General features: G+C 50.1%; 12 protein-coding genes. 9 read left to right on the top strand and 3 right to left on the bottom strand.

Annotated elements, in window-relative coordinates; genetic code table 11:
- Positions 1-114: 114 nt before the first annotated feature.
- Positions 115-1,749, top strand: coding sequence for an ABC-F family ATPase (locus tag EQU24_RS03015; RefSeq protein WP_017840919.1), 1,635 nt, complete (start codon positions 115-117; stop codon positions 1,747-1,749).
- Positions 1,750-2,171: 422 nt separating this feature from the next.
- Here EQU24_RS03015 and EQU24_RS03020 read toward each other — a convergent pair whose 3' ends face one another.
- Both EQU24_RS03020 and hcp read right to left on the bottom strand, forming a co-directional pair.
- Entirely contained in the window at positions 2,172-3,197 is a 1,026-nt protein-coding gene (locus tag EQU24_RS03020; RefSeq protein WP_026130194.1) for a 2Fe-2S iron-sulfur cluster binding domain-containing protein, read from the bottom strand.
- Positions 3,198-3,220: 23 nt separating this feature from the next.
- Positions 3,221-4,885: a hydroxylamine reductase gene (hcp, locus tag EQU24_RS03025; RefSeq protein ID WP_017840917.1), complete on the bottom strand. Its 1,665-nt coding sequence runs from the start codon at positions 4,883-4,885 to the stop codon at positions 3,221-3,223.
- 94 nt (positions 4,886-4,979) lie between these two features.
- On the opposite strand from hcp, the gene EQU24_RS03030 reads away from it, so the two are divergent.
- Complete coding sequence (locus EQU24_RS03030) at positions 4,980-5,669, top strand: Crp/Fnr family transcriptional regulator (RefSeq protein WP_017840916.1); 690 nt, start codon at positions 4,980-4,982, stop codon at positions 5,667-5,669.
- Positions 5,670-5,786: 117 nt separating this feature from the next.
- Complete coding sequence (gene yidD, locus EQU24_RS03035) at positions 5,787-6,041, top strand: membrane protein insertion efficiency factor YidD (RefSeq protein WP_175421656.1); 255 nt, start codon at positions 5,787-5,789, stop codon at positions 6,039-6,041.
- A gap of 229 nt (positions 6,042-6,270) precedes the next feature.
- Here yidD and EQU24_RS03040 read toward each other — a convergent pair whose 3' ends face one another.
- Positions 6,271-6,660 (bottom strand): hypothetical protein, encoded by a 390-nt coding sequence (locus EQU24_RS03040; RefSeq protein ID WP_017840915.1) that lies wholly within the window; start codon positions 6,658-6,660, stop codon positions 6,271-6,273.
- Between the two features lie 268 nt (positions 6,661-6,928).
- Here EQU24_RS03040 and EQU24_RS03045 point away from each other — a divergent pair, with 268 nt between their 5' ends.
- The 6 genes from EQU24_RS03045 to EQU24_RS03075 all read left to right on the top strand — a co-directional run bounded on the left by EQU24_RS03045 (position 6,929) and on the right by EQU24_RS03075 (position 15,104).
- Positions 6,929-9,049, top strand: a complete 2,121-nt coding sequence (locus EQU24_RS03045) for an HAD family hydrolase (RefSeq protein ID WP_017840914.1) — start codon at positions 6,929-6,931, stop codon at positions 9,047-9,049.
- 18 nt (positions 9,050-9,067) lie between these two features.
- Positions 9,068-9,916: an HAD-IIB family hydrolase gene (locus tag EQU24_RS03050; protein WP_017840913.1), complete on the top strand. Its 849-nt coding sequence runs from the start codon at positions 9,068-9,070 to the stop codon at positions 9,914-9,916.
- Entirely contained in the window at positions 9,909-10,796 is an 888-nt protein-coding gene (locus EQU24_RS03055; RefSeq protein ID WP_017840912.1) for a PfkB family carbohydrate kinase, read from the top strand. Before EQU24_RS03050 ends, EQU24_RS03055 begins: the two co-directional genes overlap by 8 nt.
- Before the next feature lie 251 nt (positions 10,797-11,047).
- Positions 11,048-13,003 (top strand): alpha-amylase family glycosyl hydrolase, encoded by a 1,956-nt coding sequence (locus tag EQU24_RS03060; RefSeq protein WP_017840911.1) that lies wholly within the window; start codon positions 11,048-11,050, stop codon positions 13,001-13,003.
- A 657-nt stretch (positions 13,004-13,660) separates the two neighbouring features.
- Positions 13,661-14,323, top strand: a complete 663-nt coding sequence (locus EQU24_RS03070) for an ABC transporter ATP-binding protein (protein ID WP_017840910.1) — start codon at positions 13,661-13,663, stop codon at positions 14,321-14,323.
- Positions 14,310-15,104 (top strand): ABC transporter permease, encoded by a 795-nt coding sequence (locus EQU24_RS03075; RefSeq protein WP_017840909.1) that lies wholly within the window; start codon positions 14,310-14,312, stop codon positions 15,102-15,104. Before EQU24_RS03070 ends, EQU24_RS03075 begins: the two co-directional genes overlap by 14 nt.
- Positions 15,105-15,129 lie beyond the last annotated feature (25 nt).

A 15,129-nucleotide genomic window follows, 5' to 3' on the forward strand; every position in this document is an offset into this window, starting at 1 on the left:
TATGGGCAGTCTCGTTATTCCAAGCCGATCGGCTCTTTTTGAAAACTAGATGTTTTTTCGCTCGGATGGGCGTAATTTTAATTAACTCTCTTTTACCCTGCTAAACCGGTTAAAATGGGCGGTTTTTTACAACACTTATACATCCGGAACAAAATCTTGATTTCAACAGCTAATATCACCATGCAATTCGGGGCAAAACCCCTGTTTGAAAATATTTCCGTCAAATTCGGTGAGGGCAACCGTTACGGCCTGATCGGCGCTAACGGCTGCGGTAAATCGACCCTCATGAAGATTTTAAGCGGCGAACTGGAACCTTCCGGCGGTAACGTTAGTATCGGTCCTAATGAACGTTTGGGCAATTTGCGGCAGGATCAATTTGCGTTCGAGACGTTTACGGTACTGGATACTGTTATTATGGGCCATGAAGAGCTATGGCGCATTAAACAGGAGCGCGACCGCATTTATTCGCTGCCGGAAATGAGCGAAGAAGAAGGAATGCAAGTTGCCGAGCTGGAAGTGGAGTTCGCGGAACTGGACGGTTATACTGCCGAATCCCGCGCCGGCGAATTGCTGCTGGGCTTGGATATTCCGCAGGAACAACATGCCGGATTGATGAGTGCCGTTGCGCCCGGCTGGAAATTGCGCGTCTTGTTAGCGCAAGCCTTATTCGCCGATCCCGATATTCTGCTGTTGGATGAGCCGACTAACAACCTTGATATCAACACGATTCGCTGGCTGGAAAACATTTTGAACGAGCGCGACTCGACGATGATTATTATTTCGCATGACCGCCACTTTTTAAATAGCGTCTGTACGCACATGGCGGATTTGGATTATGGCGAACTGCGTATTTATCCGGGGAATTACGACGAATACATGACCGCGGTCACCGAAGTGCGCGAACGTCTGCTGGCCGGCAATGCTAAAAAGAAAGCCCAAATTGCCGAGTTGCAAACCTTCGTCAGCCGGTTTTCGGCCAATGCCTCTAAAGCCAAGCAAGCCACTTCACGCGCCAGACAATTGGAAAAAATCAAGCTGGACGAAGTGAAGCCGTCTAGTCGAGTCAATCCCTTCATTCGTTTCGATCAAGATAAAAAGCTGCATCGCTTGGCGTTGGAAGTGGAAGGTTTGAGCAAAGGCTACGGTGCCGAACCCTTGTTCAAAAATCTCAAGCTCGTGGTTTCGGTCGGCGAACGCGTCGCCGTGATCGGTCCTAACGGCATTGGTAAAACCACCTTGCTCCGCACACTGGTGCGCGATTTGATTGCCGATGAAGGGGTAATAAAATGGTCCGAAAATTCCAGCGTCGGTTATTATGCGCAGGATCATGGCGGCGATTTTGCCGAAGACATTACCCTAACGGAATGGATGGGGCAATGGAGGCAGCCTGGCGATGACGATCAAACTATTCGCGGCACTTTAGGCCGCTTGTTGTTTTCGCAGGACGACATTCACAAATCTGTCAAAGTGCTGTCCGGCGGCGAAAAAGGCCGGATGCTGTTCGGCAAATTGATTTTGCAAAAAAACAATATCATGGTCATGGACGAACCGACCAACCACTTGGATATGGAATCGATCGAATCTTTGAATACCGCGCTGGAAAATTACCCCGGAACGCTGATTTTCGTCAGCCATGACCGCGAGTTCGTGTCCTCGTTGGCAACGCGGATTATTGAATTGACTCCGCAGGGCATCGTCGATTTTAACGGCAATTATGAAGATTATTTAGCCAGCCAAAGTTTGAATTGAGGCTAAGGATTTCGCGACAAATAACTTCCCGGACCTATGACTTAGTGTAGGGTTTGCTTTTCTGGTACCCACGGTCCTCGGTTCTTCGTTATATATAAATCGTAGTTACAGCCTTGCCATTTTAGCCAATGTGACCTCGATACCATTTATTGTTACCTTACGTACCCTGCTTCGAAATCGCGATCTGGGGATCGCTCCCACAGAGAAATCTACCCCCTTGTGGGAGCGCGCCTTCGTCGCGATTATCGAAGCGATTACTCCTTTTATTCTCAGACGGTTTTTCAATCAAAAGGGAGTAATGCACAAGCACCAAGGGTCTTGCCGGACAACAAGGCGATCCAGTTTTCGACCGTTTCTTATTAACCGATAGGATTAAGACTTTCTGGTTCCCACGCTGGAGCGGTGGGAACGTAAGTCCATTATCAGCCGAACTTTTCCGAAAAAATCCGCGTTTCGGCAATGCCTGAATCCATAGCGATTTGCGTGGCCGCTGTAACCAATAAAGGCGGGCCGCATAAGTAAATGTCGTAATCGCCCGACTGCTGCTGTAAATAGTACTGCAATGCGTCGGCCGGTGTTCCGCTAGAACCTGCCCAGTCGGTTTCCGGTTGCCAGACGCAAACAGTCACGGTCAAACCGGGCAATTGCTGCTGCAAGCCTTGCAGCTCATCGACACAAAACAACTCGCTTTCGCGGTTAACACCGAATATCAAATGAATAACCCGGTCTTCTCCCCATTCGGCCATTCGGCGCAGAATAGATAGAAACGGCGCCAAGCCGGTCCCGCCTGCAATAAAAATCGCCGGATTGATGCTATCGGCTTGCAGGCCGAAAGCGCCGCCGGGACCGTAAACATTCAGCACCTGTCCTACATTCGCGCGCTGGCTTAGATAGCCGGAAAACCGGCCTTCGGGTTGCAAGCGAATTAAAAACTCCATTTCTCCTTGCCAGTTTCCGGTATTGGCTAGCGAATAAGCGCGCCGAATACCGCTTCCCGGAATCTCCAACTCCATGCACTGGCCCGGCTCGAATTCAACAGCGAGGCCATTTTGCTCGTCTTGCCACGATAACCGCAAGCGCATCGTTCTTTCGGCGATGGTTTCCAGCTGGCTAATGACGGCTTGCCGGGCTTCATTCCGGCCGAAATTGATGTGCGCATAGTCATACGGCGCGGTGATTTGCAGATCGGTTTTAGGGTAGGTTCTGCACAACAAAACATCGCGCCGCTGTACGGATTCATCGGGTAACATGCTTGCGTTGTAATGACCCAAGTCGTAATCCCCCTCCGCGCAATGTCCTAAACAAGCGCCGCAACCGCCGTCTCTGCATAAAGACGGCAAGAGAACGCCGGTGTTTTCGGCGGCGCTGATGATATCGCTTTGATCCGGGCAGCTAAAGTCCAAACGCTGTCCGTCACGCGTGGTCAATGTTATGTGATGTTCCGGCATAATTACCTCCGTTACTTGATTCATTAGGCGGCTTTTTGTAGCGCATCGCGAATATCGTCGGTAGCCGTGCCGGTGGCTTTTAAGTCGAATGCCTCGCTCAGTTTAGCCAATAAGGCCGGGGTCAAGAATGCCGGCAGGGTCGGGCCGAGACGAATGCCGCGAATGCCCAGCGCCAGCAAGGTCAATAGCACCGCAACGGCTTTTTGTTCAAACCAGGAGATCATCATTGACAACGGTAAATCGTTGACGCCGCAATCGAAAGCCTTGGCTAATGCGGACGCGACTTGAATGGCTGAATAGGCGTCGTTGCATTGGCCCATGTCCAGCAAACGAGGAATGCCGCCTATGGCACCGAAATCGTGGCTGTTGAAGCGGTATTTGCCGCAACCGAGGGTTAGAATCACGCTATCGTCGGGAGCTTGTTCGGCCACTTCGGTAAAATAATTCCGGCCCGGCGCCGCGCCGTCGCAACCGCCGATCAAAAAGAAATGTTGAATCGCTCCGGTTTTGACCGCGTCAATGACTTTATCGGCAACTCCCATTACGGCATCGCGACCGAAACCGACGTTAATCAAGTGTTCCGGTTCATCTTTGGTAAATCCGGGCAGCGCGTGAGCGGCGGCTATCACCGGCGCAAAATCCCCGTTTTGAATATGTCTGACGCCTGGCCAACCCACCGGTCCCGCGGTAAAGATCCGTTGCCGATAGGCATGGGCCGGCTCGACTAGACAATTGGAGGTCATCAAGATAGGTCCCGGAAACGCGGTAAAATCGTTATGCTGATTTTGCCAGGCCGACCCGTAATTACCCGACAGATGCGGATAGGCTTTTAATTTGGGATAGGCGTGCGCCGGCAGCATTTCACCGTGGGTGTAGACATTGATCCCCAGTCCTTGAGTCTGCTCCAGCAATTGCGCCAGGTCATGCAGGTCGTGACCGCTGACCAAGATGGCTTTACCTTTGACCGGCGCCAGATTGACCGTGCCGGGTTGCTGGGCGCCGAAACTGCCGGTATTGGCGGCATCCAACATGGCCATAACCCGATAGTTCAATTCACCGATGCGTAATGCCCACGCCAATAGCGCATCGGCATCGGTCGGATGAGTCGCCAGAAATTCCAGCGCTTGTTCAAAGCCGGCGTAAATGTCATCGTCGCGATAGCCTAGCATCAAGGCGTGATAAGCATAAGCGGCAGCGCCTTTGATACCATACAACAGCATGGCCCGCAAACCGATGATGTCCTCGCCTACTTGCGCTAATTCCACATTGATCGCCGCCTCTTTCGCCTGTATCAACAAGCCCGGCATAGTGCCGGCGGGCTGCCACTGGGCCGGACCGCCCAAATCTTCAACCGCCTCGCCTTGCTGTGCGGCCAGTTCTTGATAGTGTGATTTGAGTTGGTCACGCCATTGAGCGGTTTCTTTGATCAATTGCGCAAATCGGTTGGCATTGAAATTAACATTGGTCAGCGTGGTGAATAAGGCATAGAGCATGAATTCATCGGCTTTAGGTTGCGCCTCGCCCAATTTCCGTAAGCGGGTCGCATATTGAGCGATGCCTTGCAGGCCGTATATCATCAAGTCTTGTAAATCGGCGGTCGTTTCATCTTTACCGCATACGCCTTTGACTTCCTGGCAGCCGCTACCGGTTTCGGAACGGGTGGTTTGTTCGCATTGATAGCAAAACATAATTTCTCCTGATTGGACGTTGGTGAATTGAAGTGGTTGCCAGGATAAGCGCTCAGCTATTACAGTGTCCTTGACTTACATCAAGAGGATTTTTATGCGGGACGAAATACGAGAGCAGTTATGCCGGCATTATTTATTTGCCAGTTTGGATGACGAGCAATTCGACCGGGTGCTTTGCGGAGTGCAGGGGCTAAACGTGCAGGAAGGCGGTCACTTGTTTCATTTCGGCGATCAGGCCCGCTATTTTTATTTTCTAATTCGCGGGCAAATTCAGCTTTACCGGCTTTCAGCCGGCGGCGAGGAAAAAGTGATTGAGATCATTGCGCCAGGGCAAACCTTTGCCGAAGCGGTGATGTTTTTCAAAATCCATGCTTATCCGGTGAGCGCCAAAGCCGTGTTGCACAGCGAGTTATATCGGATCGACATGGCGATAGTCATCGGTATGCTTCAGGAATCCAATGAGCTGTGTTTACGCTTGCTGGGCGGTATGAGCCGGCGCCTGCACGGTGCTATTCAAGACATTGATCAGTTAACGCTGCAAAATGCCAGCATGCGCGTTATTCAGTTATTGCTGAATTCGGCTCCCGACGGCTCAGCTAGCCATTACAATCTAGAATGGGAAACACCCAAACAAGTTTTGGCTTCCCGCTTGTCGGTTCGGCCCGAGACTTTTTCCCGTATTTTGCAACAATTGAGCCGAAAAGGCTTGATCTCGGTCCAAGGCAAAACGGTGGAAGTGCTGAATGTGAATGCCTTGCAGCGTGAATTGGATTGGACCAATTAAGATCATTTCCACGCTCTTCGAGGGAATGCCGGCATTGGATGCCCTAATAGGCTTAATTATGTTTGGCGTTGGGTTAAACTTAAGCGCAGTTTGTGTTGGTTTTTGGAGAATTCGACGATGTTGACTAAAGGGTTGCAATTTTTGTTGCTTGGAATTGTTCGATTTTATCGGCTTGTCATTTCTCCGCTTTTACCTCCTTCGTGCCGGTATCAGCCCACTTGTTCCGAATATGCGATAGAAGCGATCACTCGACATGGTCCATTTGTAGGCTTGTGGTTGACGTTAAAAAGACTCGGTCGATGTCATCCGTGGGGCGGTCACGGCTATGATCCGGTTCCGCCCAAAGAGTCGGGTACGGCCAAGAAGTCTTGATTATTCGCTACTTTCCGGCAAATCGATACTCAACACCCATATATGATGGTACCTGGGTCTGGACCGGTCGTCGGTTCGGTGCTGTGGAAAGGTGCGCGATGCGCACCCTACGCTGCTCTAAATACCTTGGAAATTGTTGGTGTTCATAAGTTATAAAGCGCCAGTTACTATCTCTAAATCCATAAAACAGTCATTCTTTCTGACCTGAAAATCGGTAAATTTCGGCGTTTTATTTTTTGGTCATGAAAAAATAATTTGATGGGCATTTAAGAATCATTTTGTCGTTCTCTTTTTCGATTGCGGCACAGGTTTCCATTCTGGAGCGGCCCGGTGCTGCTTGTTTGACTAATTTGCCGTCCTCGACCGAATAGTTCAGTACTGCTCGCAGTTGATCGATTCTGGCGTGAGCGTCTGATTCTTGAGATTTTCCTTCCATCGTACCGTCTTCTCGGAATGTCCAAATCGTATTCAAGCTTCTTGATTTAGTGCCTTCGCGGTCGACAGATTCCTTATCGATTTGCCAGGAGCCGATTAGGTCCGCTTGAGTCAATTGGACATCGGCATTCACGGAAAAAGAGAAGAATAGGATTGCTAAAGCAGAAAATTTAATGAATTGCATGATTGAAACCTTTTGGGGTCGTTTTTAGAGGCGAGCATTGTAGCATGGAAAGGCCTTTCTATGAGTAGGGTAAATAAATAATAACCTAGTATATTCATAGGTTTATGGTGGGTGTTCTCGTGATTATCGGTAGGAGTCCTGATTGCGTTCATGGGTAAAAATTCGGAAGGGTAAAGTGGATCGGTATAATTCTAGCGTTAGAGTCGCTTGAGATAGTTGTTCGTGAATGAGAGAATAAAGGCTATATCCAGCTGAAGTGAGTACGATCATGACAAGCAAAAAGGTTGAGCACTACATTCTTTTGATCAGTGTTCATGGTCTAATACGCGGACGAAATTTAGAACTGGGCCGCGATGCCGATACCGGCGGTCAGACCAAGTATGTCGTTGATTTAGCGAGGGCTTTGGCGTGTCAACCTTCGGTAGGTCGGATTGATTTAGCGACCCGTTTAATTGATGATCCCGATGTCGATGCCGATTACCGCGAAGCGCTTGAGCCGCTGGATAAAAACGCGCAAATCGTCCGAATACCGGCCGGCCCCGAAGGCTATATCAAAAAGGAAGAGCTTTGGGATTATCTCGATATTTTCGCCGACAACTTATTGGAGTGGTTGCGTCTGCAGCCGCGCATGCCTGATGTGATTCATAGCCATTATGCCGACGCCGGCTATATTGGCGTACGGTTGTCGCTTTTGACCGGTATCCCATTGGTGCATACAGGACATTCTCTGGGCAGAGACAAGCTCGGTCGTTTGCTTGCAATGGGCTTATCGAGTGATTTGATCGAGCAGCGTTATCATATTTCCAAAAGAATTAGCGCTGAAGAGGATGTGCTGGCCAATGCCGAATTGGTCGTGACCAGCACCCGCAACGAAATTGCCGAGCAATACGAACTCTATGATTATTATCAGCCGGATCGAATGGTCGTGATTCCGCCGGGTACCGATCTGGAGCAATTCTATCCTGCTGAAAACAAAATAAAAATAGCTTTCGCCAAAACGCTGGAGTCTTTTTTGACCCACCCTAAAAAACCGATGATTCTGGCGTTGTCGCGTCCTGACGAACGCAAAAACATTGTTTCGTTGATACAGGCCTACGGTGAATCCCCCGAATTGCAGAAATTGGCGAATTTAGTGATCGTGGCCGGTAATCGCGACGACATCCGCGAAATGGACGAAGGCGCGCAAGCGGTGTTGACTGAAATTCTGTTGTTGACCGATTACTATGATTTATATGGCCGTATCGCGATTCCAAAGCACCATAAACAGGAAGAAGTTCCGGATATTTACCGTTTGGCCGCACAATCGAAAGGCGTTTTCGTCAATCCGGCCTTGACCGAACCCTTCGGCTTGACGCTGCTGGAGGCGGCGGCATGCGGATTGCCGCTGGTCGCGACCGAAAACGGCGGGCCGGTCGATATTATCGGTGCTTGCCATAACGGTATTTTGGTCGACCCGCTGGATAGCGGCGAGATAGCGAGAGCATTGCTGGAAGTTTTGAACAGCCCGAAAAAATGGGAAAAATTTTCCGAAAAAGGCCTTAAAAATGTTCGGAAATTGTATTCCTGGGATGCCCATGCGCAAAAGTATCTTGAAACGATACGGCCTTTATTGGAGCATCATCCGGAGTTTCCGAAAATACCGCGCGTGCGAGGCGATTTGAGTTATCGCGACCGTGCCGTTTTTTCCGATATCGATCAAAGTTTATTGGGCAGTCCCGATGGCTTGAAAGCGTTCGCCGCTTATTTGGCCGAGAATCGAAAAAAAGTTTTTTTCGGTGTCGCGACCGGCCGAAGACTCGATTCGGCCATAGCGATTTTAAAGAGAAACGGCCTGCCGACACCGGATGTTTTAATCACCAGCTTGGGTACCGAAATTGTCTATTCGCCGCAGATGACGCCGGACAGCGCCTGGGCAAGGCATATCGATTATCATTGGAATCCCAAGGCGATACGACGCATCATCGGCGATTTGCCCGGGTTGACTTTGCAGTCCAAAAGCGAGCAAAGTCGCTTCAAGATTTCCTATCATTACGATGCCGAGCAAGCACCGACGGTGGAAGAAATTCAAACGCTGTTGCGTCAGGAAGAGCAGGCGGTCAATGTGTATTTATCTTTCGGTCAGTTTTTCGACATCGTTCCGGTGCGGGCTTCGAAAGGTTTGGCTTTGCGCTATTTCGCTCAGCAGTGGAGGTTGTCGTTGGAGCGGATTCTGGTTGCCGGGGGGTCCGGTGCCGATGAAGATATGATGCAGGGCAATACGCTAGCGGTCGTCGTCGCCAATCGGCATCGCGAGGAATTGTCGGGTTTGCGCGAGCCTGAGAGGATTTATTTTGCGGCGCAACCCTTTGCACTCGGTATCATCGAGGCAATAGAACATTATGATTTTTAAGTGACTGAGAGCAGAATTATGACTGATCGGCTTTTGCTTTGTACCGACCTCGATCGAACCTTATTGCCGAACGGCAATGTGCCGGAATCGGCGATGGCGAGGGTTTATTTCAAGGCCTTGGCGCGGCATCCCGGATGTACGCTGGCATATGTGACCGGCAGGCATCAAGCCTTGGTGCAGCAAGCGATAGCCGAGTACGATTTGCCTTTGCCGGATTACGTGATCGGCGATGTTGGCACGACGATTTACCAAGTCGTCGATCATGAATGGCAAGAATGGTCGCAATGGCGTCATGAAATCGCGCCGGATTGGGCCGGATTCGAACATGCCGAGTTGCATCGTTTGTTCAGCGAGCTGTCCGAATTGACGCTACAAGAAAGCACGAAGCAGAATCGTTTCAAACTCAGTTATTATGTTTCGGAGTCGATCGATCCGGAGCCTTTGTTAATCGAAATGAGAAAACGCTTGGCGTCGCACTCGGTTCGAGCGGCACTCGTCTACAGTGTCGATGAAACTACGCACACTGGATTGTTGGATGTTTTGCCGGCGTGCGCGACCAAGTTTCATGCGGTCGAATTTTTAATGAAACAACTCGGATTCGATTTGGATAACACGGTTTTCGCCGGCGATAGCGGTAACGATCTTCCGGTGTTAACCAGCCCAATAAACTCGGTGTTGGTCGCCAATGCGACCGACGAGGTACGCAAGCAGGCGCTGCAGTTGGCTCGAGAGCAATCGACCGAACGGTCGTTGTATTTGGCCGAAGGCGATTATCTCGGCATGAACGGTAATTACAGTGCCGGTATTTTAGAAGGCGTTGTGCATTATTTACCCGAAATCAAATACTGGATCATTAGCGATGAATAACAATCCGATCACTATTTTCGGCGAGGTTCTGTTCGATCATTTTCCCGACGGCAGCCGTGTGCTCGGCGGCGCTCCGTTCAATGTCGCCTGGCATTTGCAGGCCTTTTGTCAAGCCCCGCATTTCATCAGTCGGATCGGCCAGGATGCGACCGGAGACTCGGTCATGGCTGCGATGCATAAATGGGGCATGGATTTGTCGGGTTTGCAACGGGATATCCGGCATCCGACCGGTGTCGTCGATATCGTCATCGAGCAGGGCGAGCCCGCCTATACGATCGTGCCGGAACAAGCCTACGATTATATCGATGCGGCCGAGTTTCAAGAAACGCAACATCCCGGTTTGCTTTATCACGGCACGCTGGCCTTGCGTCAGCCGGTTTCGAGGTCGACCTTGGGCGCTCTAAAAGACGCGCACAAGGGGCGTGTATTCATGGATGTCAATTTACGCGAACCTTGGTGGCAAAAAGACCAGGTACTCGAATGGCTCGGTCAAGCCGATTGGGTTAAGCTAAATCATCATGAATTGGCGGCGCTTTACACGGTCTCCGGCGATCTTGAGGCCGATATGCAGCGATTTGTCGAGCTTTACCGACTGCAAGGTTTGATTGTCACGAGCGGCAAGCAAGGCGCGTTTGCAATTGATCGTCACGGTGTATCGTGCCGGGTGACGCCGGGCGAGATCGCCCAAGTCATCGATACGGTCGGTGCCGGCGATGCGTTCGCGTCGGTGATGCTGCTCGGGCTCAATCTCGATTGGCCGCTGCAAATGACGATGGAGCGTGCGCAAGCGTTTGCATCGGCCATGGTCACCCAACGAGGCGCGACGGTTAGGGATCATGTCTTTTATCAGCCTTTCATTGAGGCTTGGGATCTAGATTAAGCTATCTATTTCTTTGTAGTTACCGGGCTTAGGATTTCGCGAAAAATAACTTCCTGGTGCTATTAGCATTGTCGAGGGTTCGGTTACTCGCCTGACAGGACGCCGTGAATACGTTCTTGTAGGCTTGACGGCGCCGACACCTGTCAATCGAGCAGCCGAACCCTACAGGAAATAGGGACGTTATTTATGACCAAATCCTTAGCTTCTCCGCTGCCGGGTTATGACCCATCACATTTACTTCAATTAGAATTATGTACGAGCAAATTTCACATTCCTTATTAAATGAAATTTTGGATGATCTCAAACCGGAAATCCGCCGGCAGGATCTACGGCATTTTTATACCCGTCTCGGCGCGAATTTTTATGCGATTCACAATTTGTTTCATCATCTGTACGGTCGCCGCGACGATTTCAAGGAACAAATGCTCAAGTTGGTCGAAACCTTGGCCCGGCAATATATACAGCGGCCGGATGAGTTGGAAAAACTCGATATCGCGCGGGAAAACGATCATAACTGGTTTTTGAATCAAAAATGGGTCGGCATGGCTTTGTACAGTGCCGGATTTGCCGACGATTTAGCCGGAGTGGCGGATAATACGTCTTATTTCCAAGAGCTTGGCGTCAATTTGGTGCATATCATGCCGATTCTCGAATGTCCGACCGGCAAAAGCGACGGCGGTTATGCGGTCAGTGATTTTAGGCAGATCGATAGCCGTGTCGGTACATTAGAGGATTTGCAGCGGGTTTCAAGCGAGTTCAGAAAGCGCGATATTCTGTTGACCTTGGACGTGGTGTTGAATCACACCTCAGACGAGCATGAATGGGCGCAGCGGGCGAGGGGAGGGGAGCAAAAATACCAAGATTATTATTACATCTTCGACGACCGTGAAATTCCTGATATGTTCGAGCAAAGCATGCCGGAAATTTTTCCGGAAACCGCTCCGGGAAATTTTACTTGGGACGAGACCCTGCAGAAGTGGGTGATGACTGTCTTCAATGATTATCAATGGGATCTCAATTACAGTAATCCTTCGGTATTTATCGAAATGCTCGATGTGATTCTCTTTTGGATTAACCAAGGTGCTGATATCATCCGGCTCGATGCGGTTGCCTTTATTTGGAAGAAGATGGGTACGAGCTGCCAAAACGAGCGTGAAGCGCATCTGTTGCTGCAATTGATGAAGGACTGTTGCCAAGTCACCGCGCCGGGATCCCTATTCATTGCCGAAGCGATTGTCGCGCCGGTCGAGATTACTAAATATTTCGGTGAGGACGCGATTATCGCCAAGGAATGCGAAATCGCCTATAACGCCACGCTGATGGCATTGCTGTGGGATGCCTTGGCGACACGCAACAGCAAGTTGTTGTACCAGGGGCTAAAAAGCCTGCCTGATAAATTGGAGCGGGCGACTTGGTTGAATTATGTGCGTTGTCATGACGATATCGGGCTAGGTTTCGATGATAACGATGTGCGGCATGTCGGTTACGATCCGGTCGCGCATCGTCGTTTTCTGGTCGATTTCTATACCGGGGCGTATGAAGATTCGATTGCGAGCGGCGTGCCGTTCATGCGTAACGACAAAACCGGCGATGCGAGGATTGCCGGGTCGCTGGCTTCGCTTGCCGGCCTTGAAACGGCTATTCAGTCCGATGACGAGTATGCGATCGATATCGCATTGAACAAGATCATCTTGATGCATAGCGTTATATTTTCATTCGGCGGTCTTCCGCTGCTGTATTATGGTGATGAGATAGCGACCTTCAATGACCACAGCTATCTCGATCAACCCGATAAGGCCAACGATAGCCGCTGGATTCACCGGCCCAAGATCGACTGGGAACGGGCCGAGCAACGCAAAAAACAAGGCACGGTCGAGCATGCGGTGTTCAGCGCATTGAAAAAAATGATCGCGATTCGCAAGGAAACCACGGCATTTGCCGATTTCAATAATCGACAGTTGATCGATTGCGAAAACCCGCATATTTTTTCATTTATCCGTTACGATCATAACCGGCCTTCGGAGCAAGTGCTGGTGATTTGTAATTTCAGCGAGCAAGCGCAGCGCATCGATATGGAAAAATTCAATGCGGCAGGGTTTAGAATTCACGGACAAGTCAGCGATTTGTTCACCGGCAAACGGCCGACGGAATTCGATCAACAACTGGTCATTCAGCCGTGCCGCTTTTATTGGTTGACTGAGTATTGAGTGGAAAATAGTGAGCAGTGAATGGTGAATAGGGGGATTTTTGTTCGGGCGTTTGTTCCTTTAAATCATTAACCTAAAAAGAGCAGTTGAGAGCTTCAAACTACCGTTCGGCCTGAGCCCTGTCGAAGGGTGAACGGTAGTTTGAGGCTTCACCAATCCGGTGTAAGTGTTGTAGGCCCTTCATGCTTCGACTTGGCTCAGCACGAACGGTCTACAACACTTACCAACTACTCTTTTTAGGATTAAGGAATATGCACAAAATAACTTCTACAAGTAGTAGGCTTTGTGGCGGTTCGGTAACTCGCTTGACAGGACGCCGTGAATACGTCCGTGTAGGCTTGACGGCGGCTATCCCTGCCGCCGACACCTGTCAATCGAGCCACCGAGTCCCAGCAATTCCCAATTTGGGGATCAAAAAGGGTTTGGGGTGTGCTTGGCGAGGATGTCGGCAGCAGGGCAGATTTTTGCTCCTGCAAAATCTGCATTCACGCCATCCTTGGCGTTCGAGCTGCCGCCAAGCCCCATGGATGGGTTTACGGCGTTCCTCGACAGGCATACCCCACACCCTAAGATCGGCGAAAAGGCTCAAACTGGGAATTGCTGACCGAACCCCCTTCCAACAGTTGTCTAACTTATTTCATGCTCGTTCCTAACTCAATGAGTCCAATTATTCGATTCGATCAAGTATCGGTAGCGGTTCGAGAAAAAGTCATTCTGTCCAATATTAGTTTTGCCCTGTTCCCCGGCGAAAAAGTTGTTTTATGCGGTAAGTCGGGGTCCGGTAAAAGTAGCGTGTTAAGAACTTTTATCGGGCTTCATGCCGTCGCAGCCGGCGACGTCTATTTTCAGCAAATGCAATTGACTGCTGCATCGGTCCATTCGATTCGAAACGCGACGGCTTATATCGGCCAAGAACCGGTGCTCGGCGCCGAGACGGTGCGTGAAGCTTTATTATTACCTTTTCAATTTAAAGCCCATCGGAATCAAAGGCCTTCGGATGCACGACTTATTGAGGTATTGAATCGGTTGCATCTGACTGCCGATATTTTAAATCAAAAAAGCAGCCATATTTCCGGTGGCGAAAAACAACGGATTGCATTGGCGCGAGGCTTGCTGCTAGGTAAAAGCTTGTATTTGTTGGATGAGATTACCAGTGCATTGGATGCGGAAAGCAAACAAGCCGTATTCGATGTGTTTTCCGACTCTCAATTAACGGTGCTTTCGGTCGCTCACGATAAGGAGTGGTTGGTGCGCTGCGATCGTATTTTAGAACTGGAAGCGGGCCGGTTGGTTGGGGAAAGGACACATGGAAACGCTTGATATCGAATTGCCGCGAATGACGCTGCTATACGGCCTTTGTCTGCTGCCTTGGCTGTTGCTGCGAATGCTTGGCTTGCTGCTGAGCCGGGATATCGGCATTAGCGTTTTACGGATGAGCGTGCAGTTGGCCTTGGTCGGGTTTTATTTGAAATGGTTGTTCGAGCTCAACAATCCTTGGTTCAATGGCTTATGGATACTGATGATGCTGCTGGTCGCCGATTTTAGTATTTTGCGGCGGGCAGGCCTCAAGGCTCGTTATTTCGCCTTGGCGACGTTTATCGCGATTGCTTTCAGTATTCTGTTTTCTACGGCCTTCTTGGTGCTTTGGGTGATACGGCCGGCACTTTTTTACGATGCGCGTTACATAGTGCCATTGTCAGGCATGATTCTTGGTAACTGCTTACAGGGTAACGTGATCGCATTAGAGCGATTTTATTCGTCATTAAGCAAGAACGAGAATGAGTACGCGACCTTTCTGATGTTAGGCGCAACGCGGATAGAGGCTGTCCGGACATACTTCCGGGATGCGATAAAAGCTGCGATCAATCCGACGATAGCCGGCATGGCGACGATGGGACTGGTTTCTTTGCCCGGCATGATGACCGGGCAAATTCTCGGCGGTAGCGAGCCCTGGGTGGCGGTAAAATATCAAATCGCTATTATGATCTGTATTTTTACCAGCACCACGCTCGCGACGATTATCAATTTGAAGCTCAGCTTGAATAGTGCATTTAATGATTTCGATGTGTTGCGGGACGAGGTGATTGATAAGCAGTCTTGACTTTTAGCTGAAGAGTTACGGTCGA

The sequence above is a fragment of the Methylotuvimicrobium buryatense genome, from assembly GCF_005931095.1.
GTDB classification, from domain to species: Bacteria; Pseudomonadota; Gammaproteobacteria; order Methylococcales; family Methylomonadaceae; genus Methylotuvimicrobium; species Methylotuvimicrobium buryatense.